Genomic DNA, 25,892 nt, shown 5'->3' with positions numbered 1-25,892 from the left:
CAGGATGCACCATGACGCAGGATTCCCCGCACGACAAGCCAGCCGCCACGCCTGCCGCCTCCGGTGAGGCCAAGCTGTGGGGCGGGCGCTTTTCCGAGCCGACCGATGCCTTCGTCGAGCGCTTCACCGCGTCGGTGGATTTCGACCGGCGTCTGTACCGCGAGGACATCCAGGGCTCGCAGGCGCATGCGCGCATGCTGGCCAAGGTCGGGGTGCTGACAGAGGCCGAGGCCGGGGAGATCCTCGCGGGGCTGGACGCGATCCGCGACGAGATCGCCGCCGGCGAGTTCGACTGGCAGGTCGGGCGCGAGGACGTGCACATGAACATCGAGGCGCGCCTGATCGAGCGCATCGGCGATGTCGGCAAGAAGCTGCATACCGGGCGTTCGCGCAACGACCAGATCGCGACCGACATCCGCCTGTGGCTGCGCGCGGCCATCGACGATGTCTTGCGCCTGATCCGCGGCTATCAGGATGGCCTGGTGGCCCTGGCCGAGCGTGAGGCGGATACCGTGATGCCCGGCTTTACCCACCTGCAGACCGCCCAGCCGGTCACCTTCGGCCATCACATGCTGGCCTGGTACGAGATGCTGGAGCGCGATGCCGAGCGTCTGCGTGATACGCGGCGCCGGGTGAACATCCTGCCGCTGGGCGCAGCCGCGCTGGCTGGTACGCCGTATCCGCTGGATCGTGAATACACCGCCGAACTGCTGGGTTTCGACAGTGTCACCCGCAACTCCCTGGACGCGGTCTCCGATCGTGATTTCGCCATCGAATTCACCGCGGCCGCCGCGACCCTGATGATGCACCTGTCGCGTCAGGCCGAGGAGCTGGTGCTGTGGACCAGCGCCCAGTTCGCCTTCATCGAGCTGCCGGATCGCTACTGCACCGGCTCCTCGATCATGCCGCAAAAGAAGAACCCGGACGTACCCGAACTGGTGCGGGGCAAGACCGGCCGGGTCTACGGCCACCTGATGTCGCTGCTGACCCTGATGAAGAGCCAGCCGCTGGCGTACAACAAGGACAATCAGGAAGACAAGGAACCGCTGTTCGACACCGTCGACACCCTGCTGGGCTCGCTGCGTGCGTTCGGCGACATGGTGCCGAACCTTGAGGTGCGGCGGGAGAACACCCTGGCGGCAACCCGCAAGGGCTTCGCCACGGCGACCGATCTGGCCGACTACCTGGTCGGGCGCGGTGTGGCCTTTCGCGATGCCCACGAGGTCGTCGGGCGCGCGGTGCGTATTGCGCAGGAGCGCGGGGTGGACCTGGCGGAGCTGCCGCTGGCGGACCTGCAGGCGATCAGCCCGGCGGTGGGCGAGGACGTGTTCACGGTGCTGACGCCCGAGGGCTCGGCCGCCGCGCGTAACCTCACGGGGGGGACCGCCCCGGAACAGGTGCGCCGCCAGGCTGCGGCCGCCCGCGAGCACCTGGCCGCGCTGGCCCGCGCCGACCGCTGAGTTAGTTCACCCCGCACTCCGGTTCCCGGGGGCGGGGCGCGTCTGTGTGCCGCCTGGCCCGCCTTCAGATCCGGTCCAGCGTGGACTCCAGCACTTCCCAGTGGACGTTGCCGTGGACGACCTCGTAGGCCAGCAGTAGCTGGCCGTGCGCCGAGTCGCCCTCGAAGTTCGCCAGGACCCACTGGTGGTTAAGGACGTGGATGCCGTCGCGGCGGAACGCGTATGCGTCGCCTTCCGGCGCCTCGTGCGGGATCAGGCCGGTCTGCTGCATCAGGTCATCGGCGAGACGCTCGTTCGGGCGCACCATGCCGCGACGCTGCAGGTCCTGGAGATGGGCATTGGTCAGGCCCAGTTCCACCGGACGCGGGATCTCGTGGCGGGTGTATTGCTGCAGCTGCATCTGCGCCTGCAGCAGATCGCGGTTGGCCTCCGAAAGATCCTGTTCGAGCCCGTTGCCGCGGGCGATGTAGATCGCCAGCACGACCACGAAAAACAGCATGAAGCCGAGCCAGACCAGGCGTTCGTTGGTCTTCAGGTTCTGCGGCTTGGGGTTGTCTTGTTCGGACACGGGGTTTGCCTCCGGAATGCAGGGTGCCGTTTGCCGTGGGGCATCCGGCCGGAAAATGAACGCGCGACCGCCGTGGGTTCCTGAACCCGGGTCGATGCGACGCGCATGATAACCCCTGACACCGCAACCTGCCGAGAATGCCCCATGTCGGTCCCCGACCCCGTCAACGCCACCGCATCCGAGAGCCAGCTGGAGTGGATCAACCACTTTGCCCGGCTGCCGGAGGCCTTTCACGAGAGCCCGGCGCCCGCCCCGTTTCCGGATGCGACCTGCCTGGCGAGCAGCCCGGCCATGTGCGAGCGTCTGGGCCTGGAGGCTGCGGCCCTGGGCCGCGACCCGTGGCTCGGGGCCTGCACTCACGGTAGCGAGCTGGCGGGGGCCGAGCCGCGGGCCTCGGTGTACGCGGGACACCAGTTCGGCGTCTTCGTGCCGCAACTGGGCGATGGTCGCGCGAAGCTCCTGGGCGAGGTTCGCACGCCAACGGGCGAGACCTGGGAGTTGCAGGTCAAGGGTGCCGGCCCGACGCGCTTCTCGCGCGGCGCGGACGGTCGTGCGGTCATGCGTTCCTCGGTGCGCGAGTACCTGGTCTCGGAGGCGATGGCCGCGTTGGGCGTGCCGACTACCCGCGCGGTGGCGTTGTTTGGCTCCAGCCTGCCGGTGTACCGCGAGCGCGTCGAGCCGGCGGCCATCGTGCTGCGCGCCGCGCCCAGCTTCCTGCGCTTCGGCCATTTCGAATACTTCCACTACAACGGCTACAGCGCCCGCCTGCAGGAGCTGATCGACTACGCCCTGGCGCATGACTACCCGGAACTCCAGGGGGCCGATGATCCCGTCGCCGCGATGCTGGAGGCGGTGATCGCCCGCACCGCGGAGATGGTCGCCGACTGGCAGGCCATCGGCTTCTGTCACGGCGTGATGAACACCGACAACATGAGCCTGGCCGGCCTGACCATCGACTACGGCCCGTTCGCGTTCATGGATGCCTTCGACCCCGGCTACATCTGCAACCACACCGACCAGGGCGGGCGCTATGCCTTCGACCAGCAGCCGCAGATCGCGCAGTGGAACCTGATCCGCCTGGCCGAGACCCTGGTGATTTATTTCGCCGACGCCACCCGCGAGGCGGCGATCGAGCACGCCAAGGCGCTGCTGCAGGGCTTCCAGCCGCAGTACCGGCAGGCCTGGTTGGCGCGTATGCGCGCGAAGCTCGGGCTGCAGGTGGAACAGGAGGACGACGAGGCATTGATCCAGGATCTGCTCGCGCGCATGGCAGCCGAGGGTGTGGATTACACTCGCTTCTTCCGCCAGCTGCCGGATCTCGAGCAGGCGGAGATCCGGGCGCAACTGGAATCGGAACTGGAGGATGGGGCCGCATGGCAGGCTTGGTGGTCGCGCTATCAGGCGCGGCTGGCGAGGGAGGGGCTGCCCCCTGAAGAGCGGCGCGCGGCGATGAATGCCGTCAATCCCAAGTACATCCTGCGCAACCATCTGGCCCAGGCCGCGATCGAGCAAGCCGAGGCAGGGGATGCATCCGAGGTGCTGCGTCTGCAGCAGATCCTGGCGCGTCCGTTCGCTGAACAGCCGGAATACGAGGCCTATGCGGACCTGCCGCCGGAGTGGGCGAGCGGGATCCAGCTAAGCTGTTCGTCCTGAGAGGGCGTGCAGGCCGGACCCCGGACTGGAACGTCCGGAGACCGGGGCCAACTTATCCGAGGATGCCGCGCAGGATGTAGAAGTAGACCACCGCGAGGATCGCGCCGGCCGGCAGGGTCACGATCCAGGATAGGAAGATCATCCGCACCAGCCCCAGATTGATCGCGGCAATCCCGCGTGCCAGGCCCACGCCGAGGATCGCGCCCACTAGGGTATGGGTAGTGGAGATCGGCAGGCCGGTGCCGGAGGCCAGGACCACGGTGGCCGCCGCCGCGGCGGTGGCGGCATAGCCGCGGCTGGGGGTGAGCTGGGTGATCCCGGTGCCCACGGTCGCGATCACCTTGTGGCCGTAGGTGAACAGGCCGAACACGATGCCGACCCCACCCAGCAGCAGCACCCACATGGGCACGACAGTCTCGGTGCTCACATCGCCGGTCTGGATCACGTCCACGACTGCAGCCAGCGGGCCGACGGCATTGGCGACGTCGTTGGAGCCCAGGGCAAAGGCCATCGCGCACCCGGTCACCACCATCTGGATGCCGAACACCTTCTCGACATTGGCGAAATGGGAGCCTTCCTCGCCCACGCCGGTGGGATCGTCAAAGCGCAGGCGCCGGATTGCCATCATCCCGAGCACGACCACGATGGCGCTGATCAGGATCGCGAAGCCATAGGCCTGCACGGGCGTGAGGTCCAGGCCGACGTGGGTCAGGCCCTTGAACATCGTTACCAGTGCCGTGACAAAGGCCGTGAGGAAGATATAGAGCGGCGCCCAGCGCTTGGCGTTCTTCAGCGGATCGACGGTATCGAGGATCAGGATCTGCACACTGCGGAACAGGGCAAAGGCGATCATCCCGCCGACGAGCGGCGAGACCACCCAGGACATCGCGATGGTGCCGACACGTTCCCAGCGAACCACCTCGAAGCCGAGGCCGACCACGGCAAAGCCGACGATGGCGCCAATGATGGAGTGGGTCGTGGAGACCGGCCAGCCAAAATAGGAGGCGACCATCAGCCAGGTCCCGGCGGCTGCCAGGGCCGCCAGCATCCCGTAAACGAGCAATTCGGGGTTGTCGGCCATCAGGCTGGAGTCGACCATCCCGCTTCGAATGGTCTGGGTGACCTCGCCGCCGGCCAGCCAGGCCCCGGAGAACACGAAGATCGCGGCTACAAACACCGCCTGGCGAATCGTCAGCGCGCGTGAGCCCACCGAGGTGCCCATGGCATTGGCAACGTCGTTGGCGCCGATGCCCCAGGCCATGAACAGGCCGAAGATCACTGCAAGGCCGAGCAACAGGGTGCTGTATTCCATGCCGTCCTCGGTGCCTGTGCCTGGGTGCCGGTGGTTACTTGGCGAGCATCAGCTGCAGGCGGCTGCCTACACGCTGGGCCAGGTCGGCCAGCTCGCCGATGGAGTCGATCACGCGATACATGAACATCACGTTGACCGGGGGTAGTTCGGCCTCCTGCGCGAACAGGATCTCGCGCACCTCGCGCTGGGCCTCGTCGGACTCGTGCTCGATCTGGTCCAGCTCAGTGAGGATGCCGTTGACGACCTCGACCTCGTGGCCGCGGAAGCCCGCCTCCACCAGTTCGTCCAGCTCGTTGATTGCCCGGCCGGCCTGGTCGACGGCATCCACGCTGCGATCGAGGAAGCGCTTCAGCGGCTCGCCCATGTTGTCGGGGAACTGCATCTGCCGGCCCAGCATCAGCCCGGCGATGTCTTTCGCCATGTTGGCGATGCGGTCCTGGATCAGCAGGGTGTCGAGCACGTCGCGGCGCGACATGGCCAGCATCATGCCCTTGGGCAGGTGCAGGCGCAGGTCCTTCTTCAGGCGGTCCGCCTCGCGTTCCAGCTTCGAAATCTTCTTCTGCTGTACCCGCGCGGTCTCCCAGTCGTCGCGGGCCATGGCCTCCATGAACGGCGGGAGCTCGGCGATGCAGGCGCGCACCTTTTCCATGTGCGCCTGTAGCGGGCGTACCGGGGAACGGCCAAACAGCTCGAAGACGAAGTTCTTGGGGGACATGGCGGCGCGAAGGTTGTCACAAAGCGATAATCTAACGCAAAACACCGGAGCGCGCGCTGTCTTGTTGGTCCCGCCGCCGCCCTCTGTGCGGTACACTCATCCGTCAGAGCTGGGGGTGCCCGCGATCGATGCGAGCTGAGAGAGTCCCCTTGAACCTGAACCAGTTAACGCTGGCGGAGGGAAGCTCGGTGCTCGATCCAGTCCGCGCGCGCCCCGTTCGCAGTCTGTCCGGCCCGTTCTGTTCCCTCTGCTGCCACATCCGCATCGCAGAGGTCACCGTATGAGCGCCATTCCCGAGTCCTTCGCCCGCAAGACCGCCCAGGTCTCCGCCGACGTCACGCGCCCGTTTCCCAATTCCGAGAAGGTCTTCGTGCAGGGTTCGCGCCCGGATATCCGCGTGCCGTTCCGCCAGGTCGCACAAAGCCCCACGCTGACCTCCGGCACCCCGGAAGAGAACCCGCCGATCCCGGTCTACGACACCTCGGGCCCGTACACGGATCCGGACGCGACCATCGATCTGCGCCAGGGCCTGACGGATCTGCGCGGCGGCTGGATTGACGAGCGCGGCGACACCGAATGGCAGGATGGCCCGAGCTCCGAATACGGCCGCGCCCGCGCCGCCGACCCGGAACTGGCCAGCCTGCGCTTCGAGCACATCCGCCCGCCGCGCCGCGCGCATGCCGGGGCGAACGTCTCGCAGATGCACTACGCCCGCCAGGGGACCATCACACCGGAGATGGAGTTCGTCGCCATCCGCGAGAACAACCGCCTGCAGGAGCTGCGCGCCGACCCGCGCTACAAGAAGCTGCTGCGCCAGCACGCCGGCGAGTCCTTCGGGGCGTCCATCCCCGAGGCGATCACGCCCGAGTTCGTGCGTGACGAAATCGCCCGCGGCCGCGCGATCATTCCGGCCAACATCAACCACCCGGAGCTGGAGCCGATGATCATCGGCCGCAACTTCCGGGTGAAGGTGAACACCAACATCGGCAACTCCGCGGTCTCCTCCTCGATCGAGGAGGAGGTCGAGAAGCTCGTATGGTCCGCGCGCTGGGGCGGCGACACCCTGATGGACCTGTCCACCGGCAAGAACATCCACGAGACCCGCGAGTGGATCCTGCGCAACTCGCCGGTGCCGATCGGTACCGTGCCGATTTACCAGGCGCTGGAGAAGGTCGACGGCAAGCCCGAGGACCTGACCTGGGAACTGTTCCGCGACACCCTGATCGAGCAGGCCGAACAGGGTGTGGACTACTTCACCATCCATGCCGGCGTGCGGTTGCAGTACGTGCCGCTGACCGCCGATCGGGTGACCGGCATCGTCTCGCGCGGTGGATCGATCATGGCCAAGTGGTGCCTGGCGCATCACGAGGAGAACTTCCTCTACACCCGTTTCGACGAGATCTGCGAGATCATGAAGGCGTTCGACGTCTCGTTCTCCCTCGGTGACGGGCTGCGCCCTGGCTGCCTGGCCGACGCCAACGACGCCGCGCAGTTCGGCGAGCTGGAGACCCTGGGCGAGCTGACGCAGAAGGCCTGGGCGCACGACGTGCAGGTGATGATCGAAGGCCCCGGCCACGTCCCGCTGCAGAAGGTGAAGGAGAACGTCGACAAGGAGCTGGAAGACTGCTTCGAGGCGCCGTTTTACACTCTCGGCCCGCTGGTCACCGATATCGCCCCGGCCTACGACCACATCACCTCCGGGATCGGCGCGGCCAACATCGGCTGGTACGGCACCGCGATGCTCTGCTACGTGACGCCGAAGGAGCATCTGGGCCTGCCCAACAAGCAGGACGTGCGCGACGGCATTATCACCTACAAGATTGCGGCCCATGCGGCCGATCTCGCCAAGGGCTTTCCCGGCGCGCAGCTGCAGGACAACGCGCTGTCCAAGGCGCGCTTCGAGTTCCGCTGGGAGGACCAGTTCAACCTGGCGCTGGACCCGGAACGCGCGCGCGAATTCCACGACGAGACCCTGCCCAAGGACGCGCACAAGGTCGCCCACTTCTGCTCCATGTGCGGTCCCAACTTCTGCTCCATGAAGATTACCCAGGACGTGCGCGACTACGCCGCGGCCCAGGGCGTCTCCGAAGACGAGGCCCTGAAGAAGGGGATGCAGGAGAAGGCGGTCGAGTTCGTCAACAAGGGCGCACAGATCTACCGCGAGGTCTGAGCGACATCCTCGTCATTGCGAGGAGCGCAGCGACGAAGCAATCTGCCTCTGGCCCCACCGGACGTTGCGTCCGACCTGGCTATCGGTAGGCCGCTTGCGGCCCCAACGGCGGCCGTCGGGTGTGTTCGTGTTCGTCTGCCACGCCCCCTTCCGGGGGCTCGCCATGACGCGGCCGGGGGGCACTCTACTGCATGTGGCCGAAGCCGCCCATCAGACCGGCGCCGATGCCGAAGAGCATGCCCAGGACCATCAGGATCAGGTAGATCAGCAGCAGCACGCCAAAGATGGTGAAGTAGATGCGCAGGCGGCCGAGGGCGTACTTGATCGCTTCCGGATCGGCACTTTCGTAGGCGCGCTGGGAGGCGCCGGCGGCCTGCATCAGCACCACGCCGGCCCAGATCGGGATCCAGGCAATGATGATGCCGATGATCGACAGGGCGGTCAGCACGCCCGAGATGATCATCATCACCCCGATCAACTGCATCCAGAATTTTCCGCGAACGAGCGGCTCGATCAGTCCACGGAGGTCGGCCCCGTTGGTGGTGTCCTGTTCCATGTTCAGACTCCTTGTCGTGATGGGCGGATGGCCGGAGCATAGCAGGCCCTTTCATGGTGTGACGCATTCGTTGTTTTGGTGCGCGCCGCCCGTGCATACTCGAGCAAGTGCCAACCCGAAAAACAGGGCCACGCAAGGCTCGTGAAGCAGGGGGATGTATGAGCGATCAGGGACGACGCAGGGATGCCGGCCGCAGCGGGCCGCAGGGGACAATGCTGTTTCAGGGACAGGCCTTGCCCGAGCAGGAAAGTGCCGCGGACACCGCCAGCGAGGGGGCGCCCCCCGGCGGCCACCCGGTGCTGGTGGGGATCTCCGAGCCCTTCGGCCAGCAGCGCCTGACCTTGAAACCGGGCAAGCGCTCGGTGGGCCGTCAGGCGACCAATGACATCGTTCTGCAGGAGGGCAGCGTCTCCTCGCAGCATGCCTGGCTGGTCAACGACGGCGGCGAATGCCGGGTCGTCAATCTCTTGTCCACCAACGGCACCTGGGTGAACGACGAGAAGGTGCACGAGGCTGCGCTGAAGGACGGCGACCACGTCCGTTTCGGGCGGGCCGAGTTCGTGTTCCGCCGCCGCGACGACGGTTCCGATGCCCGGCCTGGCCGTGGGCCTCGGTCACGCTGGCGCTGGCTGGGCATCGCGGTGGCGGTTCTGGTACTGGCGGTCGTCGCGCGCATCCTGCTCGAGACGGTTTGAGGCTCAGGGTCGCCGGAGCATGCAGCGGATCGGACGCTACGGGGTCGGCGAGGAGATCGGGCGCGGTGCGATGGCTGTCATCCATCGCGGCTACGACCCGGATATCCGTCGTCCGCTTGCGATCAAGTGCCTGCAGCCGGACTACGCCCGACGGCCCGAGTACCGCCGGCGCTTCCTGGCCGAGGCGCGCGCCGCCGGCACCCTGACCCACCCGGGCATCGTCACCATCTTCGATGTCGGCGAGTCGGATCAGCAGCCGTTCATCGCGATGGAGCTGCTGGACGGCATCACCCTCGCGGAGTTCGCGGAACAGTTCCGCCCGCTGCTGCTGCGCAATGTCCTGAAGATCGCCATCCAGCTGGTGGAGGCCCTGGACTATGCGCACCGGCATGGCGTCGTGCACCGCGACATCAAGCCCGAGAACATCATCGTCACCAGCGCCACGGCGAACATCAAGGTGATGGACTTCGGCATTGCCCGCACCCTCAGGGACCCCGACTGGCGCGCCGACGACGACTGGCTTGCCGAGGACGACGACGGCTATATCGCAGGATCGCCGCACTATATGGCGCCGGAGCAGGTCCGTGGCCGCGATACCGACGCTCGTGCCGATCTCTATTCCGTGGGCGTGGTGCTGTACGAGCTCCTGACGGGGGCCACCCCGTTTCGCGGGCATGATGTCGAGACCCTGCTGACCCGGGTGGTCAAGGATTCGGTCCCCGCACCGCGGGTCATCGTGCGCGACTGTCCGCAGGAACTGATCGAGCTGGTGCTGCGCCTGCTGGCGAAGGAGCCGGACGAGCGCTACCAGTCGGCCGGCGAGCTACTGGTGGACCTCGAGCGTATCGACGAGCAACGCGCCGAGCGCGAACGGGCAGGTGCCGGGCGTCGGATCATCCCGCTGCGTCTGCGCTGGGCCGCGGTCATGGGGGCACTGGTGGCGGTCACCCTGGTTGTCGGCGGTACGCTGGTACACCAGAAGCAGAACGAGGTGATGACCGATCTGGCGTTTGACTATGGGGCCACGCTGGCGCAGATCATCTCGGTGGAGAGTGCCGAGGACCTGTTGCTGGAGGACACCATCGCGGTCCAGGGCCGCCTGCGCGACATGCAGGCGAACCGGGAGATTGCCCTGCTGAGCGTCGTGGACCACCGCGGCGAGGTGGTGGCCAGCAGCGACCCGGAGGCCCTGGGCCAGCCCTACGAGCCGCCTTCCGAGGACCGCCTGCTTCAGCGTCGCGACGGCCAGGCCGTGTGGTCCGTCACCGGGCGGGATGGCGCAGAGCTGTTCATGTTCGAGGCCCCGGTTCGCTGCCAGGATCATCACCTTGGGCAACTCCAGGTCGGGCTGTCCACGGGGTCGCTGCGCGCGGCGAACGAGGCCACCTTCATGGCCTTGCTGATGCTCACGCTGGTCACCCTCCTCGCGGTGCTCCTGGGGGCCTACGTGCTCGCCCGGCGTCTTCAGGCGCCGCTGGACCGCCTGCGCGGGGCGCTGGACCAGATCGGTCAGGGGCGGCTCGATACCCGGATCCGTGCCCGTCGACACGACGACTTCGAGCGGGTCTTCAGTGCCTACAACGCGATGGCCGACTCGCTGGAGGCGCGCATGAAGCGCCGGGTCGCCGGGACGCCCGAGCGCAGCGCTGCCGGGCCGGTTGCTGACGGCGACCGCACCCAGGAGCTCGCATCCGACGAGTTGCCGATCGAAGCCACTTCAAGACGTACCGCTACGGATTAACTCCGGCCGTTCTCGCGGTCCAGGGCATTCAGGCGACGCTGCAGTTCCAGGGCTCGCAGGCGATAGCCGCGCGCCGCCTCGAACCCGGGGTCGATCGCCAGGGCCTCGTCCCACAATGCGATGGCGGTCTCCAGGTCCTGGTTGCGGTAGCGCACGATGGCCTCCGCGTGCAGGGCCTCCTTGCGCTGTTGCTCCAGCTCGTCAAGGTGCTGGCGCGCGGTCGCGTGTTGCGGGTCCTGTTCGAGCACCCGGCCGAAGGCCTCCAGCGCCTCTTCGGTCGCGCCTGCCGCGCGCGCCTCCACGCCCCGCCGGTGCCAGTAGCCGATCGTCGCGTCGCGCGCCAGCGGGTCCAGCCAGCTGGCCCATTCGTTCTGCGCCTCGGGGTGCTCGCGGGCCAGCTCCACGACCTCCAGCGCCGCGCCATAACGCCCGGCTGCCAGGTCGGCCTCGATTGCGCGGCGCAAACCGTCCTCGCTGACGCCGGGCGCGGCGTCGGGGTCCAGAGCCATCAGCTGTTCGTCCAGATCGGTCTCGCCATGCTGCGGCCCCGCTACATCCCGCGGGATGCGCAGCCGTTGCCCGACGAGCAGTCGGTCCGGGCGTTCGATGTCGTTGTAGCGTGCGAGGATCACAAAGCGGGTGGCATCGCCGAGGTGCTCACGCGCCAGCCCGCCCAGGCTGTCGCCCGGCTCCACCGTGTGAACGAAATAGGCCTCGCCCAGGGTCGCCTGCGGATCCCCGGAGAGCTGTTCACGCAGGCCGCGGGCGGCGGGGTTGCCCGGATCATCTGCGAGGATCCGGTCTAGTGCCGAGCGTGCCCGGTCCATCTCGCCGCCCTGCAAGAGCTGCACGATCTCGGCGATCTTGAGGCGCTCGTCCTGCTCCTCACGGGCGAGCGGGTCGGACGGGGCCTCGTCGGTCGCGGCGACCACGTCCTCGGTGGCCTCCGCCTCGGGGTCGAACAAGCCCTGTAGCTGCGCACAGCCGGACAGGAACGCTGTCAGTACGGCGAGCAGGACGAGGCGAAGCAGCGTGGTGTGGGCTGGCATCATGGCAAGGGCTGGTGCGGCTCGGCGAGTCCGCGAGTATACGGTCGGCATCAGTCCAGCGGCCACAGCAGGATCGCAAGGGCCGCAGCCAGTAGCGCCAGAAGGCCCAGCGTGGGCCCGATGCGCGCCTTCAGGTGCCGGCGCCAGAAACGCCCGCGCGGCGGCCCGGTCCGCCATGCTGCCAGGGCCACGTTGTCACCCTTGGGTCCGCCGCGTCGCGCCGCTTCGACGGCTGCGCGCGCGGTGGCCGTGTCGAGGTCCGGGCTGTCCAGCAGTTCCGCGATCTCCATCGGTCCGATCTGTTCCCAGAAGCCATCCGAGCACAACAAGAAGCGCGTGTGACGGGTGACGGGGGCCTCGGCGTAGTCCACCTCGATCGGGTCGACCACGCCGAGGCCTCGCAATAGCCGGTTCTGCTCCGGGTGCGTTGCCATTTGCGCCTCGCTTATTACCCCCTCGTCGACCAGCTGCTGGACCCGGGTGTGATCGCGCGTGCGCCGCTGAAGGGTGTCGCCCTCGAAGTGGTACAGCCGGCTGTCGCCGCAATGGGCCCAGCAGGCGGAGGTCGGGGTCACATACAGTGCCACCAGCGTGGTGCCGGGGCGTTGTGACGGATCGGTACCCCCGGCCTCCAGCAAGGCTGCATGGGTCTCGTGGAAGAGAGCGTGGAGCAGGGCACGGGCATCGGCAGCCTGCCCCGCGTAGCGGGTCCACAGGAGTTCGGCGGTCGCGATCGCGGCGTGCGAGGCGCGTGCCCCGCCCTCGTGGCCGCCCATTCCGTCCGCGACCAGCAGCAGGGCGCTCTGCCCGTCCGCGTTTTGTAGCACGGTCACCGCGTCCTGTTGCTCGGCGCGGCCACCCATCTCCCTGGCGTATCCGGTTTCCATGTGCGTGTGGCCCCGGTGATCCCGTGACCATGATGACCGAGTTGATCGGCGTGTGACAGCCCCCGGGGGAGCCGCGCATCGATCCGCATCTCCCTAGCCGGTGGCGCCGATCCAGAACTGGATGGAGCGGCCGAGGAAGTCGTCCCAGGTCATGTAATGCGAGCCGTCGCACGAGAAGGTCAGGCTGATCATGCCGTTGAACAGGTTGATCGAGGCGGAGCGCAGGTACACGGTCTCGTCGGCATAGCGCAGCGCGCGCAGCGCCTCCAGCACGCGGCCGACCTCCTCCTTCGGGATCAGCGCCTCCGCGGGGTACGGCTCGTGCGGAAACGCCAGGCAGACGTCCGGGTCGCCCAGGGATTCGTGGGTCAGGATGCGGTAGCGGTACGGGTCCTCGGTGGTCCATAGCGTGGCGCGCGAACTGGAGAAGTGGAACACCCCCTGGAACACGCCGCGCTCGGTGAACAGTTCTTCCAGAATGGCCAGGGCGGTGTCCATGTTCTGGTCCATCAGGCTCTCGGTGCGGCTCTGCAGGAACAGTGTCCCGCGAATCGACGGATCGCCCTTGATCTGGCGCCACTCGCTGGGCTCCTCGTACAGGTCCTCGGAAAAGTCGGGCAGGTTGCGCAGATCGAAGTCCGCGCCGAGAAAGCCCAGCGCATTGCCCTGGTCGTCGCGCACCAGCTGCAATGAGGTCAGGGATGGCCGGCGTCCGAGCAGGCTGATGTAGGCATCCGACAGCAGGAAGCCGTCCGCGGGCACGGCCTCCTTCATGTACGGGCGCTGAGAGCGATCGCGCCCGAAGTGTTCCGGCAGTACGCCAGTGCGCGAGATGTTGTCCGAAAGCTGGACCCCCTCGGTGTTCAGTGCATACACGAAGGTCGCTTCCGGGATCTGGCGGATCGCCTCCTCCAGTATCGAGTCCAGCGCCTCGCGGCGCGGCCAGGCGGCACTCAGCCGGCCGGCGATCTCCGCCAGGGGTTCATGCAGCTTGTCCTCGAGGTAGTCGCGCTGGTGCTCGATCGCCTTTTTCAGTTCCGTCATGGTGCGGTGTCGTCTCCTTTCAGTGCGCTGCGATTATCCCCGATCGCGGATGGCGTTGTCGTGACGGCCCGCGCGCGCCGTTTGTCCCGGCACTTCGGCCTGTCGAACAGGTCCGAGCAGGAACCATGCCGACAACGAGCCCGACTGTGCCCGATACTGCAAACATGCCCATGACGAAATCTACCGAATCCCTCCGCCCGGCCCGCCCCGGCGATCTCGACACCATCAACCATCTGGTGGCCGAGGCGATCGAGGATTGGCCCCTGCCCGAACGTGTGCGCCGGCTCGCCCTGCCGGCCTACCGCTATACCGAGGCCGATCTGATGTTCCTCGAGGTGACGGTGCTGGAGCGTGCGGGCGAGGTGGTCGGCGTCGCCGCCTGGGAGACGGCGGAGCCCCGCGAGCTGCCGGAGGGTGCCGCCGACGGGCTGCTGCTGCATGGCCTCTACGTGGGGCGAGCCGACCGCGGGCAGGGTGTGGGCCGGCAACTGGTCGAGGCCTGCCGGAGCGCCGCGCACGAGGCCGGGGTGGCCGGGGTGCTGGTCAAGGCCCAGGCCTCGGCGGCCAGCTTCTTCGCGGCGATGGGTTTCGTCCCGGTACCGGTGCGCGATCGCGACCGTGACTACGAACAGCGCTACTGGTGGGCGGTGGAAGGTTCGCCCGTCGCCGGCTGACGTCAGCGTCGCGCCCGGTGGCGGCACCAGCGGGCACCGAACAGGCCCCCGACAATGGCCAGCATCAGCAGCCCGAGGGGCCAGAGATGCTCGGGTGAACTCAGGAAGTGGAGCAGCGAGAAGGCGTCCCCGTGTCCGTGGCCGGGGTGGGCCAGGACGGGCGTGGTGGCCAATGCTAGAGCGGTTCCCATGAGGGTGCGCAAGTTCATCTCGGGGTCCTCCTGTCGTTCTGACCCACCATAGCGCGACACGCAGGCCGCTTCAGCAAATACGTGGCAGTTGCTCGCCGGCCGGCAGGATGACGCGGCGTTCCACGCCGGTCGCCAGGCGCCGGATGACGGCCGGTTCGCCCGCCTCCGCCCGTCCGATGGCAACGGCCCCGGCTGTCTCCGCGCGGGTCCGGAGAATCCTCAGGGCCTGAGCGGCCGCGTGTTCCGGAACGGCGGCCAGGAAGCGGCCCTCGCAGGCGGAGTGCAGCGGGTCCAGACCAAGGATCTCGCAGGCCCCGCGCACGTCGTTGCGCACGGGGATTGCGGCGTCCTCCAGCACCAGGCGGCAGGCGGAGGCATCGGCCAGCTCCTGCAGGGCGGCGATCGCACCGCCGCGGGTGGGGTCGCGCAGCGCGCGGACTGGCACGCCGGCGGCCAGTAGTGCGGCCACGGCCCCGGCGACCGATGCGCTGTCACTGGGGATCGGCGGGTCCAGGCCCAGGTTTTCGCGGGCGGCGAGGATTGCGACACCATGGCGGCCAAGATCGCCACTGGCGAGCAGTACATCACCGGGCCGGATCGCGCCCGGCGTGATCTGCACGCCTTCGGGCACGACGCCCACCCCGCTGGTGCTGATGTAGACCCCGTCGCCGCGCCCGGCCTCCACCACCTTGGTGTCGCCGGCGACCACCCGCACGCCGCATTCCTCTGCGGCCGCCTGCACCGAGGCGAGGACGCGCCGCAGGTCGTCCAGCGGCAGCCCCTCCTCCAGGATCAGGCCGAGGGTCAGCCACAGGGGGCGCGCCCCGGCCATCGCCAAGTCGTTGATCGTACCGTGCACCGCGAGCCGGCCGATGTCGCCACCCGGGAAGAACAGCGGCCGCACCACGAAGCTGTCCGTCGTCATTGCCAGGCGCCCGCCCGGGGCGTCGAGCACGGCGGCATCGGGGGCGGCGAGGGCCGGGATGCCCAGCGCTGGCAGGATCACCTCGTCCAGCAGCTTTGCCTGCATCCGCCCCCCGCCGCCATGCGCGAGGCGTACGACGTCGGTGGTCATGCCTCGCCCCGAAAGTGCAGGTAGGCCGCGCAGGCCCCCTCGGAGGAGACCATGGGCGCGCCCAGCGGGGTATCCGGCGTGCAATCGCGGCCGAAGGCGGGGCAGTCGGTGGGGCGGCGCAGTCCGCGCAGCACCTCGCCGGCGATGCAGGGGCCATCCCCGATCGCCTCGGGTGGGACGAGCCCGAAACGGGCCACGGCGTCGAACCGGGCGTACTCCGGGCGCAGCCCGAGGCCGCTGGCGGGCAGGCGTCCCATGCCACGCCATTCGCGCTCGACCGGCTCGAAGACGCGAGAGACCGCAACGCGCGCGGCTGCGTTGCCGTCGTCCTGCGCGGCCCGGTCGTAGCGGTTCTCCACCCCGGTCGCGCCGCGTTCCAGTTGCTCCACGCAGGCGTGGATCCCGGCCAGCAGGTCCACCGGCTCGAAGCCGGTCACCGCGATCGGGACCCGGAAGCGTTCGGCGATCGCGTGATAGGCGGTCGCTCCCTCCACCGTGCAGACATGGCCGGCGGCCAGGAAGCCCTGGATGCGGTTGTCCGGGTCGGCCAGCAACGCCTCCATCGCCGGTGGGACCAGTGAGTGCGAGACCAGCAGCGACAGATTGCCCAGGCCCAGGGCCTCGGCCTGCAGCACGGCGATCGCGGCGGCCGGGGCGGTGGTCTCGAAGCCCACCGCCAGCAGCACGACCTCGCGCTCCGGGTGTTCGCGCGCCAGCGCTACCGCATCCAGCGGCGAGTAGATCACGCGCACCTCGCCCCCGGCCGCGCGCGCCGCGTTCAGGTCGCCCAGCGCCCCGGGCACGCGCAGCATGTCGCCGAAGGTGCAAAGCATTACCTCCGGGCGTCGGGTCAGCAGTACCGCCTGGTCCAGGGTTTCGGCCGGGGTCACGCAGACCGGGCATCCGGGCCCGTGGATCAGCTCGACGGCGTCCGCCAGCAGTTCATCCAGGCCATGGCGCAGGATCGCGTGGGTCTGGCCGCCGCAGACCTCCATCAGTGTCCAGCGCCGGGTGCAGGTGGCGCGGATCGCTTCCACCTGGCGCAGGATCAGGGCCGGGTCGCGGTATTCGTCCAGGTGCTTCACGGGCCCTCCGGGGCGGGCGGGTCGTGCGCGGGGATTTCGCGCAGGGCCGCCAGGGTGCGTTCGGCAGCGGCCTCGTCGAGGGTGGCGATCGCGATGCCGGCGTGGACCAGCACGTAGTCGCCGGGCACGGCCTCGGGGGTGCAGGCCAGCGAGATCACGCGCGTGACGCCACCGAAGGCTACGCGCGCCTGGCGGAACAGCGGGTCGTCGCCGTCCACGCTGTCGATACGACCGGGGATGGCAAGGCACATGGGCTCAGTCTCCGTTCGGGGGCACCGCGGCCCGGCGCCCGATCACCGCCTGGCCCAGCGCCAGCCCGCCGTCATTGGGCGGGATGCGCTGCGGCCACAGCGCACGGAAGCCGGCGGCCTGCAGCGCGTCCACGCATTGTTGCAGCAACCACCGATTCTGGAAGCATCCGCCCGTCAGCGCCACGGTTTCATGCCCCCCGGCCCGGGCGGCGTCGACCGCGAATCCGGCCAGCGCCCCGTGCAGGCGGGCCGCCATGCGTCCGGGTGTCGCCGCGCCGGCATGATCGGCCAGCAGCGCGGCGACCAGCGGGTCCCAGTCGGCCCGCCACGGCGTTGTGGCCGTGCTCAGCGAAATGCCGGAGGCGTCGACCCCGCCCCCTGCGGCCTCCGCCGCCTGCTGCACGAGCATGGCCGCCTGCCCCTCGAAGCCGGCACCGGTGCGCAGCCCGCCCAGTGCCGCGACCGCGTCGAACAGCCGCCCGACGCTGGACGTCCAGGGGGCGTTGACCCCTCGCTCCAGTGCCGCGAGCAGCGGGTGCCATTCCGCAGCGGTAAACAAGGCCCGCGCGGGGCTCGCCTCCAGCGCGGCCGGATCGCCGTCGAAGTGGGCATGCAGCAGGCCCAGCAGGGCGCGCCGGGGTTCGCGGATCGCGGCCTCGGCCCCGGGCAGGCGGAAGGGCCGCAGATGACCCCGCCGTTGAAAGCCCCCGTCGGCGTCCACTGCCAGGCATTCGCCGCCCCATAGCATGCCGTCCTCTCCCAGGCCCATGCCGTCCCAGACCAGCGCCACGGCTGGTTCGCGTACCCCGTGCTCCGCCAGGCAGGCCGCCGCGTGGGCGTGATGGTGCTGTACGGCGACGACCGGAGGCCCCCAGCCCCCGGCCAGCGACGTGGAGGCGTAGTCGGGATGCCGGTCGCAGGCGACGCGCGCGATGTCCACGCCACAGAGCTCGCCCAGTGCGCGGGCCTCGCCAGCCAGCCGGTGCAGGGCCGCATCGCTGTCCAGGTCGCCGACGTGGGCGCCGACGACCACCTCGTCCTCCAGGGCCAGGGCCGGGGCGGCCTTCAGGTGGCCCCCCAGCGCAACGGTGACGGGCCCGGCGTCTGGCAGGGGCACTCGCAGCGGCGCATACCCGCGGCCGAGGCGCAGGCATTGAGGTCGGCCCGCGGCGATCTGGACCACCGAATCGTCCAGTGCCCGCGCGATCGGCCGGTCGTGGTCCAGGATCCCGTCCGCGATCATGCCCAGTCGGGTCACCGCCTCCACGGTGTCGATACAAAGGGGCTCGCCGCCGCGGTTGCCCGAGGTGCAGACCAGCGGGCCGGCGAAGGCCTCCAGCAGCAGGTGATGCAGCGGCGTCGCCGGCCGCATCAATCCCAGGCGGCTGAACCCCGGCGCCACGTCCTCCGCCAGCGGGGCGCCGGGCCGGCGGTCCACCAGCACGATCGGGGCCTCCGGCGCATCCAGCAGCGTACGTTCGGCGCCGGTGGCACGTGCCACTTGGTCCAGCCAGTCGCCATCCGGCAGCATGACCGCCAGCGGCTTGTCCGGGCGCAGCTTGCGCGCGCGCAGGCGGGCCACCGCATCCTGGCGGGTCGCGTCCACCAGGAGCTGGAACCCGCCCAGACCCTTCAGCGCCAGGATCTGCCCCTCGCGCAGGGTGTTGACCGCCGCGTGCAGGGCCGCTTCGCCGGTGGCGTGTTCGCTCCCGTCCGGGCCGCGCAGCGTTACCTGCGGCCCGCAGTCCGGGCAGGCCATGGCCTCCGCGTGAAAGCGCCGGTCCCCCGGGGTCTCGAATGCCGCCCGGCAGGCCGCGCACAGCGGGAACCCGTCCAGGGTGGTATGCGAGCGGTCCCAGGGCAGGGCCGTCGCTATACTCCAGCGCGGTCCGCAGGCCGTACAGGCGGTAAACGGGTAGTGGTGGCGCCGCGCCGCGGGGTCACGGATCTCGGCGCGGCAGTCGGGGCAGGGTGCACGGTCCGGTGCCAGGGCCGGCGCGCCGCCCTGCCCGGGACCCTGAACCACGCGGAAGGTGGTATCGCCGACGGGGCGAGATGCCGTCACGGTGATCGCATCGACCCGCGCGGCCGGTGGGGCCTCCTGCTCCAGGGCAGCCCGCAGCGCGACGAGCGCGGCCTCTCGTCCCTCGGCCTGGATCACCACGCCGGACGGCGTGTTGCCCACCGAGCCGGTGATGCCGAGCCGCCGGGCCCGCTCCGCGACAAACGGCCGGAAGCCAACGCCCTGAACCCGGCCGGTGACCACCAGGAGCCAGCGCGCAGGCGACGGGGCGCGTGTCGCGGCGGCGCTCACGCCACGTCCAGGCTCCGCAGCAGGATCTGCTGGGCCTCGGGGTGGGTCTCGTCGTCCGAGGTCTCCACCTCCAGCTCGGCCCCCTCGGCGACGGTGCCGCGGGTCCCGTCCTCGAAGTGCTCGCGGAAATGCTCCGGCGTGATGTGCGCCAGCGCGCCCAGCCACACCCGCACCCGAGTGACCCGCGCGGCGTCGTGTTCGGCCGCCACCTGCTCGATCTTGCGCATCAGGTCGGCCATCAGCGAAAACTCGTGCATCCGCTTTCCTCCACAGGGTGAACTCCCCTGATGCTGGCACCGTCCGCGATGCCTGTCATCCCGGACACCAACGCGGACGAGCCGCATCAGGAGCTCGAACCGGTGGACGGCCGGACGGTACCGACCCGATTCGCGGCGCGGGAATTCCCGGGGTAGACTCGGCCCATGTCCAGCTCCAACCAAGCCGCCCCGTCGGCATGAGTCTGCGCACCCGTTTTTTGCTGATCGCCGGCGCCCTGGTATTGCTGGGGCTGGCGGGCACATGGCTTGCCTTCGAACGGATCGCCGAAGGCATCATCGAACAATGGGGCCAGCGCGTAGCCGAGATCCAGGTACGCTACGACAGCGCCCGCCTGCAGCAGCCACTGGAACGCGAGATCGCCCTTTCCCGGCAGCTTGCCGATTCCGGCGTCATCCGCCGCTTCGCCCGTGCGCCGGAGGACGCCGCCCGCGAGGCCGCCGCCATCGAGGAGATGGAGAGCTTTCGCAACAACTTCCGCGACAACAACTACTTCGTCGCCCTGCGCGCAACCGGCGCCTACTACCATAACAACGCGGCCAACGAGTTCCGCGACGCACCCCTGCGCTATCACCTGGATCCGGACAAGCCGGACGACGCCTGGTTTTTCCGCCTGATCGAGGAGGGCCGGGACTTTCACCTGAACGTCAATCCGGATACCGAGCTGGGTGTCACCAAGCTGTGGATCGACGTGCTGATCCGCGGCCGCGACGGCACCATTCTGGGCATGACCGGCACCGGGCTCGAGCTGGAGGACGTCCTGCGCGATGTCATCGATATCGACCAGCCTGGCATTACCACCCTGTTCGCCGACTTCAGCGGGGCCATCCAGCTCTACCGCGATCCGGAGTTCATCGAATTCGCCAGCCTGGTCCAGCCGGAGGGGCAGAAAAGCACCGTGGACCGGCTACTGGACCGCCCGCGTGATCGGGAACGTCTCCAGGCAATGATGGAGGAGCTGCGCAACCTCCCGGATCCGGAAGGCGAGGTGCGAGCCGACTTCGTGCAGGTCGATGGCCAGCGCCAGCTGGCCGGAATTGCCTACCTTCCATCGCTGGGCTGGTACGAAATTACCCTGCTGGACCTCGACGAGGTCATGCCGGTACGCCACTTCGCACCGGTGCTTGTGGTGTTCGGCCTTACCCTGCTGATCGCTCTGCTGCTGTTCCATTTGGCATTGCAGCGTCTGATCCTGCGTCCGGCCACTGCCCTGGAACAGGCGATGGCTCGCATTCAGTCAGGCGACCTGAGGCCGGTAGAGCTGCCCGATGGACGTGGCGAAATGGGCCGGCTGATCCGCCACTACCAGGGCATGGCCGACGCCATCCGCGAACAGACGCGCGACCTCGAGAGCAAGGTGCGCGAACGCACCGAGGCCCTCCACCGACTGGCTCGGAAGGATCCGCTAACCGGGCTCATCAACCGTCGCGGCATGGACGAACTGCTGGACGACCACGTCCAGCGCGCCCGGCATTCGGGTGACCCGTTCGGCGTGATCTATCTCGACCTCGACCACTTCAAGCCCCTGAACGACAACCACGGACATGCCGCGGGTGACGAGGCCCTGTCGCGGGTCGCCGACAAACTGCGCGGGGCCCTCGGCCCGGAGGACCGGGTGGCCCGCTGGGGTGGCGACGAGTTCCTGGTTCTGCTGTTTCCGTGCGACAGCGAACGCATGAATGCCATGGGCACCGCTCTGGTCGAGGCGGCCGCATCGGTCGACGTGCCCGGGGAGACGGCACTCACCTTCAGCGCCGGGGGCCACCTTGCCGCACCGGGCGAGTCCCCCGACGTGATCCTCGCACACGCCGATGACGCGCTTTACGCTGCCAAGTCAGCCGGCCGCAACCGTTTCCGGGGCGCCTGACCCGGCCCCACTCCACCCGGGACCGCGGGTCTGTCAGCTCTCAGGTGGTTACCTAGCCGATGGCGTGCTTCTTCATGCGGTACAACAACGTGTCGCGGGTCAGTCCCAGCAGGCGCGCGGCGCGCGAACGGTTGCCGCGGGTCTGTTCCAGCGCCTGACGGATCAGCTCCATTTCCACCCGTTCCAGACTCAATCCGCCCGGGGGGATAACCCACGGCCCACCAGCCTGATCCGGCGGCAGCTGCATCCAGTGGTCTGGGATGTCGCCCGGCGCCACCTGCTGGCCCGGCATGAAGATCACGCAGCGCTCCACTAGGTTCTTCAGCTCGCGGACATTGCCCGGCCATGGCCATTGGGCCAGCCACCTGCGCAGCGCTGGCGCAAAGGTCGGCGGCGTCAGTCCATGGTGGGCGGCCAGCGTGTTGCGAAAGTGCTCGGTGAGCAGCGGGATATCGCCCTGGCGCAGGCGCAGCGGCGGCATCTCCAGTGGCACCACCTGCAGGCGGTAATAGAGATCAGCGCGGAACTGTCCGGCACCGACCCACGCATGCAGGTCCTGATGGGTGGCGGCGATCACGCGCACGTCCACGTGTTCGGTCGTCCCCGCGCCCAGGGGTTGGCATTCCCCGGCCTCTAGGAACCGCAGCAGCTTGGCCTGCGCCCCAGCCGGCAGCTCGGCGATCTCGTCGAGGAATAACGTGCCCCCAGCCGCTTGCTGTACCAGCCCGGTCTGGTGGGAGTTGGCACCGGTAAAGGCCCCGCGCCGGTGGCCGAACAGCTCCGATTCGACCAGTTCTGCGGGCAGGGCCGCACAGTTCAACGTTACCAGCGGCCCGTCCGGGCGTCGGCTCTGTGCATGAATGCGCCGCGCCAGTCGCTCCTTGCCGGTACCACTTTCGCCGAGCACCAACACGGTGGCATCGGTGGCCGCCACCATGCTGACCTGGCGCAGCACGGCCTGCAGTTCCGGGGAATTGCCGATGATTTCAGCACCCGTCTGATCGGATCTGGTTTCTATCCCCACCGTCCGTACCTATTCAGCCAGCCGCCGTGGCCGGCAGTTCCTGTGGATTGCCTTCAATATAGCCTGCCTATCCCCGCGAGTACTGACAAACCAGATCGCTGGCGCATGTGCGATATCACCCGTGCCCTGTGGCAAATGCCACATGCGGGTGAACCCGTTTATAGCCCCTGCGGTTGCCCGTCTGCCAAAAAATCATGCCAATTCATAGCGCTGCATTCGATGGCCCGCCGCTTGACCGGTTTGGCCTGGCCCTTGCTCTGATGCCTTCGATATCACGACAAGGGAGAGGTAGTAATGCTGAATGTAACGCTGCGCCGCGCACTGGCTATGGTACTGGGGGCCAGTGTACCCATGTGGCCCAGTGCGTCGTTGGCCGATGGGACGTCCGAACCAGCGGCCGTCCTTTTGCCGCCGGTGGTGATCACCGCACCGGCAATGGAAGGGCCCGGCGTGGTCACCACCGACCCACGCCAGCCACGCCTGCCGTTGCCGGCACACGATGGAGGTTCGTACCTAGCGTCCATCCCCGGCTTCGCGGTCAGCCGCAAGGGTGGCACCAGCGGCGATCCGGAGTTGCGCGGTCTGGGTGGCTCGCGGCTGGCCATCCTGCTGGACGATGACCTAATCCTTGGCGGCTGCGGCGGACGCATGGATCCGCCCACCGCCTACGCATATCCGCAGGCCTTCGACCGCATTGAGGTGCGCAAGGGTCCCCAGACCGTGCGGTATGGCGCCAATCCCGCCGGCACGGTGCGTTTCGAGCGGGATGCCCCGGTGTTCGATGCCGACGGCGGTGTGACCGGTTTTGCCGGGATCACCGTCGGGCGCTTCGACCGTTTCGACCTGATCACCGATGTTGCCACTGGCAGCGAGCAGGGCTACATCCGCGGCATCGGCACCCTGTCCGATCAGGCCGATTACAAGGACGGCGACGGCAACACGGTGCACTCGCAGTACTCGCGCTGGAGCGGCACCGGGATCTTCGGCTGGCGGCCGGATGCCGACACCCTGGTGGAACTCACCCTCGACCGCTCGGATGCTGAGGCGGCCTACGACGACCGCGGCATGGACGGCACGCAGTTCGAACGAACCGGCTACAGCCTAGCGCTGACGCGCGAGCGCATCACGCCGTGGTTGGATCAGGTCGAGGCCCGGGTGTTCTACAACGAGATCGACCATGTGATGGACAACTATAGCTTGCGCGAGCCGCCGAACATGCCAATGGTCAGCTACCCTGATCGCGTGACCACCGGCGCGCGCATCGCTGCCGACTTCGCCCTGCCGAGCGATGTGCTGCTGCATGCCGGGCTCGAGCACCAGCGCAACCGGCACCGGGGCAATCGCCTGATGGGTATGGAGGCCCTCGGCTGGCGCGATGTCCCGCGCCAGGATACCGCCCGATTCCGGGATGCCGGCGTGTTCGCGGAGCTGGAATACCCGTTCTCGGACTACCAGCGCCTGGTCACTGGCCTGCGTGCCGACCGGTCGCGGGCCGAGGCACAGGCCGCCAACGGTTTCGGCGGGGCCGCGGCCGGGGAACACGACCGTACTCACCAGACCAGCGGGTTCCTGCGTTACGAGCAGGATCTCCATGCGGCCCCGGCAAGCTGGCACGTCGGTCTGGGGCGCGCCGAGCGTGCCGCTGACTTCTGGGAACGCCGCCGCGTGTTTGATCTCGACACCGAGAACCTGACCCAGCTGGATGCGGGTTTGCAGGTTCATCGCGGGGGTCTCACCGGCTCGGTCGCCGTGTTCTACGGCAAGTACGACGACTACATCCTGATCGCCAACGAGGCCCCGGCTGCGCGCAACGTGGACGCCACCACCTATGGCGCCGAGATGGATCTTGCCTGGGCCATGAACTCACGTTGGACGGCGCGCGCCAGTGCCGCCTGGGTTCGCTCCAGCAACGATACCGATGGTGTGCCCCTCGCGCAGACGCCGCCGGCTGAAATGACCCTGGCCCTGGAGTACCAGTCCGGCGGGCGCTTTGCCGGGGCCCAGGTACGAGGTGTCGCACGTCAGGACCGGATTCATCCCGGCCATGGAACCATCTACAGCCTCGACCAGGAAGAAACCCCCGGTTCTGCCACCGCCGCGATGTACGCTGGCATGGAGGTGTCCTCCGGATCGCGGGTGATGCTGGGTGTGGACAACCTGTTCGATCGCACTTACAGCGAACACATCCAGCGCGGTACGGCCGATCTCGGAGCCAGCACCCAGCCGATCAACGAGCCAGGCCGTACCCTCTGGGCGAAGTGGACCGTGGAATTTTGATCGATCGCCGGACGCGGCTCCGGCTGGTCCGGCCTTACCCAAGGAGAAAAACGATGATCCCTCTGTACCGAACGCTGAGCGGACTGGCGCTTGTGGGCCTGTTGTGCGCGGCAACCCCGGTGGCTTCCGAGCCGACCCATGACGCTGCAGAGCATGCTGCCTGCGACTGCCCGGACGGCATCAAACTCGAGGGCCAGCCGTGGGTGCGGCTGATGCCGCCGACGATGCCGAGTACTGCGGCCTATCTGACCCTGCGCAACACCACCGATCGCGACATCGAGATCGTTTCCGCTGAGTCGCCGGTGGCTGCGGTCACCGAGTTGCACGACCACGTCGAGGACGAGCACGGCGTCATGCGCATGCGCGAGGTTCCATCAATCACCATTCCCGCCAACGATCGTGTGGAGCTGCAGCCCGGCAGTTTGCATGTGATGCTGATCGATCTGTTGGAGCCGCTCGAACAAGGACAGCAGGTGCCGATCCGCCTGAAGCTGGAGGGCCTTCGCGACCTGCATCTTCAGGCCGTGGTGCGGCGGGCGGAGCGTCCCGCAGCAGGCGGGCATCATCAACACTGACATGGCAGGTGTGTTCTCGGCGCTCGAATGACTGACGCTGAGCCAGAGAGGGGCTAAAGTGTGTTCGTTTCACGCCTTCGCTTCGTGCCCGGGGCCGACTATGCATATCCACCTCGACACCCCCGACCTGATGACCCGCGTGCGGCTGGAGTCGCGCTGGCGTTCGGCCGGCGCATCGGTTTCTAGCAGTCAGGCGCCGGAGCAGCCCGACCTGGTGGTAGTCGACCTCGGCAGCCGTGGCATGGAAGCGGTGTCGACCTGGCGCGAGCGCTACCCGGACGCAAAGATTCTCGCCTTTGGCCCGCACGTGGAAGGGGCGATGCTCAAGGCGGCGCGCCAGGCGGGCGCCGACGAGGTTGTGGTCCGTGGCAAGGTGGCCGACCGGGTCGCAGCCAAGCTGGGGGGTGATCGCGCCTGAAGGTACGCGGGCCCC

General features: G+C 68.4%; 25 protein-coding genes and 1 riboswitch. Of the genes, 11 read left to right on the top strand and 14 right to left on the bottom strand.

The features are described from left to right. Positions 1-11: 11 nt before the first annotated feature. Positions 12-1,460: an argininosuccinate lyase gene (gene argH / locus D573_RS0102050; RefSeq protein WP_018937497.1), complete on the top strand. Its 1,449-nt coding sequence runs from the start codon at positions 12-14 to the stop codon at positions 1,458-1,460. A 64-nt stretch (positions 1,461-1,524) separates the two neighbouring features. Here argH and D573_RS0102045 read toward each other — a convergent pair whose 3' ends face one another. Then, on the bottom strand, positions 1,525-2,028 hold the full coding sequence (locus D573_RS0102045; protein ID WP_018649594.1) for a hypothetical protein: 504 nt from the start codon (positions 2,026-2,028) through the stop codon (positions 1,525-1,527). Positions 2,029-2,172: 144 nt separating this feature from the next. On the opposite strand from D573_RS0102045, the gene D573_RS0102040 reads away from it, so the two are divergent. After that, the gene (locus tag D573_RS0102040) at positions 2,173-3,681 is read left to right on the top strand and encodes a YdiU family protein (protein ID WP_018937496.1); all 1,509 of its coding nucleotides are present in this window, start codon (positions 2,173-2,175) and stop codon (positions 3,679-3,681) included. Between the two features lie 52 nt (positions 3,682-3,733). Here the strand turns inward: D573_RS0102040 and D573_RS0102035 are convergent, their stop codons facing one another. Together D573_RS0102035 and D573_RS0102030 are read right to left on the bottom strand one after the other, a co-directional pair. Further along, positions 3,734-4,993, bottom strand: coding sequence for an inorganic phosphate transporter (locus tag D573_RS0102035; RefSeq protein WP_018168816.1), 1,260 nt, complete (start codon positions 4,991-4,993; stop codon positions 3,734-3,736). Between the two features lie 34 nt (positions 4,994-5,027). Beyond that, entirely contained in the window at positions 5,028-5,708 is a 681-nt protein-coding gene (locus D573_RS0102030) for a TIGR00153 family protein (RefSeq protein WP_018144982.1), read from the bottom strand. Positions 5,709-5,809: 101 nt separating this feature from the next. Continuing rightward, positions 5,810-5,907, top strand: a riboswitch (TPP riboswitch). An 81-nt stretch (positions 5,908-5,988) separates the two neighbouring features. Here D573_RS0102030 and thiC point away from each other — a divergent pair. Next, positions 5,989-7,878, top strand: a complete 1,890-nt coding sequence (gene thiC / locus D573_RS0102025; protein ID WP_018937495.1) for a phosphomethylpyrimidine synthase ThiC — start codon at positions 5,989-5,991, stop codon at positions 7,876-7,878. Positions 7,879-8,062: 184 nt separating this feature from the next. Here thiC and D573_RS0102020 read toward each other — a convergent pair whose 3' ends face one another. After that, positions 8,063-8,434: a DUF5362 family protein gene (locus D573_RS0102020; RefSeq protein WP_018937494.1), complete on the bottom strand. Its 372-nt coding sequence runs from the start codon at positions 8,432-8,434 to the stop codon at positions 8,063-8,065. Between the two features lie 212 nt (positions 8,435-8,646). Here D573_RS0102020 and D573_RS0102015 point away from each other — a divergent pair, with 212 nt between their 5' ends. Beyond that, positions 8,647-9,129, top strand: a complete 483-nt coding sequence (locus D573_RS0102015; protein WP_018937493.1) for an FHA domain-containing protein — start codon at positions 8,647-8,649, stop codon at positions 9,127-9,129. Between the two features lie 19 nt (positions 9,130-9,148). Continuing rightward, the gene (locus D573_RS0102010) at positions 9,149-10,870 is read left to right on the top strand and encodes a serine/threonine-protein kinase (protein WP_018937492.1); all 1,722 of its coding nucleotides are present in this window, start codon (positions 9,149-9,151) and stop codon (positions 10,868-10,870) included. On the opposite strand, the gene D573_RS0102005 is transcribed toward D573_RS0102010, so the two are convergent. The 3 genes from D573_RS0102005 to D573_RS0101995 form a co-directional block, all read right to left on the bottom strand. After that, complete coding sequence (locus tag D573_RS0102005; RefSeq protein WP_018937491.1) at positions 10,867-11,922, bottom strand: LysM domain-containing protein; 1,056 nt, start codon at positions 11,920-11,922, stop codon at positions 10,867-10,869. The two genes, D573_RS0102010 and D573_RS0102005, sit on opposite strands and share 4 nt — an antisense overlap. Positions 11,923-11,969: 47 nt before the next feature. After that, the gene (locus D573_RS0102000) at positions 11,970-12,806 is read right to left on the bottom strand and encodes a PP2C family serine/threonine-protein phosphatase (protein ID WP_026287893.1); all 837 of its coding nucleotides are present in this window, start codon (positions 12,804-12,806) and stop codon (positions 11,970-11,972) included. A gap of 93 nt (positions 12,807-12,899) precedes the next feature. Then, positions 12,900-13,850: a PDC sensor domain-containing protein gene (locus D573_RS0101995; protein WP_018937489.1), complete on the bottom strand. Its 951-nt coding sequence runs from the start codon at positions 13,848-13,850 to the stop codon at positions 12,900-12,902. A 170-nt stretch (positions 13,851-14,020) separates the two neighbouring features. Here D573_RS0101995 and D573_RS0101990 point away from each other — a divergent pair, with 170 nt between their 5' ends. Then, positions 14,021-14,524: a GNAT family N-acetyltransferase gene (locus tag D573_RS0101990; RefSeq protein ID WP_018937488.1), complete on the top strand. Its 504-nt coding sequence runs from the start codon at positions 14,021-14,023 to the stop codon at positions 14,522-14,524. A gap of 2 nt (positions 14,525-14,526) precedes the next feature. Here D573_RS0101990 and D573_RS0101985 read toward each other — a convergent pair whose 3' ends face one another. The 6 genes from D573_RS0101985 to D573_RS0101960 are packed head-to-tail and all read right to left on the bottom strand — an operon-like array spanning position 14,527 to position 19,697. Further along, complete coding sequence (locus tag D573_RS0101985) at positions 14,527-14,733, bottom strand: hypothetical protein (protein WP_018168826.1); 207 nt, start codon at positions 14,731-14,733, stop codon at positions 14,527-14,529. Positions 14,734-14,785: 52 nt separating this feature from the next. Further along, positions 14,786-15,790 carry a hydrogenase expression/formation protein HypE gene (gene hypE / locus D573_RS0101980; protein ID WP_018168827.1) on the bottom strand — a complete coding sequence of 335 codons (1,005 nt, stop codon included), beginning with the start codon at positions 15,788-15,790 and terminating at the stop codon, positions 14,786-14,788. After that, on the bottom strand, positions 15,787-16,875 hold the full coding sequence (gene hypD, locus D573_RS0101975) for a hydrogenase formation protein HypD (RefSeq protein WP_018937487.1): 1,089 nt from the start codon (positions 16,873-16,875) through the stop codon (positions 15,787-15,789). Before hypD ends, hypE begins: the two co-directional genes overlap by 4 nt. Further along, positions 16,872-17,126: a HypC/HybG/HupF family hydrogenase formation chaperone gene (locus tag D573_RS0101970; protein WP_018937486.1), complete on the bottom strand. Its 255-nt coding sequence runs from the start codon at positions 17,124-17,126 to the stop codon at positions 16,872-16,874. The genes hypD and D573_RS0101970 overlap by 4 nt, the downstream gene beginning before the upstream one ends. A gap of 4 nt (positions 17,127-17,130) precedes the next feature. Next, entirely contained in the window at positions 17,131-19,440 is a 2,310-nt protein-coding gene (gene hypF, locus D573_RS0101965; protein ID WP_018937485.1) for a carbamoyltransferase HypF, read from the bottom strand. Further along, positions 19,437-19,697 (bottom strand): hydrogenase maturation nickel metallochaperone HypA, encoded by a 261-nt coding sequence (locus D573_RS0101960; RefSeq protein ID WP_018937484.1) that lies wholly within the window; start codon positions 19,695-19,697, stop codon positions 19,437-19,439. Before D573_RS0101960 ends, hypF begins: the two co-directional genes overlap by 4 nt. 30 nt (positions 19,698-19,727) lie before the next feature. Here D573_RS0101960 and D573_RS14890 point away from each other — a divergent pair, with 30 nt between their 5' ends. Continuing rightward, positions 19,728-19,853, top strand: a complete 126-nt coding sequence (locus D573_RS14890) for a hypothetical protein (RefSeq protein ID WP_018937483.1) — start codon at positions 19,728-19,730, stop codon at positions 19,851-19,853. A 41-nt stretch (positions 19,854-19,894) separates the two neighbouring features. After that, entirely contained in the window at positions 19,895-21,583 is a 1,689-nt protein-coding gene (locus D573_RS0101950) for a GGDEF domain-containing protein (protein ID WP_018939164.1), read from the top strand. A gap of 52 nt (positions 21,584-21,635) precedes the next feature. On the opposite strand, the gene D573_RS0101945 is transcribed toward D573_RS0101950, so the two are convergent. Further along, entirely contained in the window at positions 21,636-22,568 is a 933-nt protein-coding gene (locus D573_RS0101945; protein ID WP_026287891.1) for a sigma-54-dependent Fis family transcriptional regulator, read from the bottom strand. Between the two features lie 333 nt (positions 22,569-22,901). Between D573_RS0101945 and D573_RS0101940 the strand changes: the two genes are divergently transcribed. From D573_RS0101940 to D573_RS0101930, 3 genes are all read left to right on the top strand, one after another. Beyond that, positions 22,902-24,884, top strand: coding sequence for a TonB-dependent copper receptor (locus tag D573_RS0101940; RefSeq protein WP_018937480.1), 1,983 nt, complete (start codon positions 22,902-22,904; stop codon positions 24,882-24,884). A 53-nt stretch (positions 24,885-24,937) separates the two neighbouring features. After that, positions 24,938-25,459: a copper chaperone PCu(A)C gene (locus D573_RS0101935; RefSeq protein WP_018937479.1), complete on the top strand. Its 522-nt coding sequence runs from the start codon at positions 24,938-24,940 to the stop codon at positions 25,457-25,459. Between the two features lie 100 nt (positions 25,460-25,559). Then, positions 25,560-25,877: a response regulator transcription factor gene (locus D573_RS0101930; protein ID WP_018937478.1), complete on the top strand. Its 318-nt coding sequence runs from the start codon at positions 25,560-25,562 to the stop codon at positions 25,875-25,877. Positions 25,878-25,892: the final 15 nt, after the last annotated feature.

Source organism: Thioalkalivibrio sp. AKL9 (assembly GCF_000377825.1).
GTDB lineage: Bacteria > Pseudomonadota > Gammaproteobacteria > Ectothiorhodospirales > Ectothiorhodospiraceae > Thioalkalivibrio > Thioalkalivibrio versutus.
Note: the sequence above shows the minus strand (reverse complement) of the source record. Positions and strands in the feature narration are given on the sequence as shown.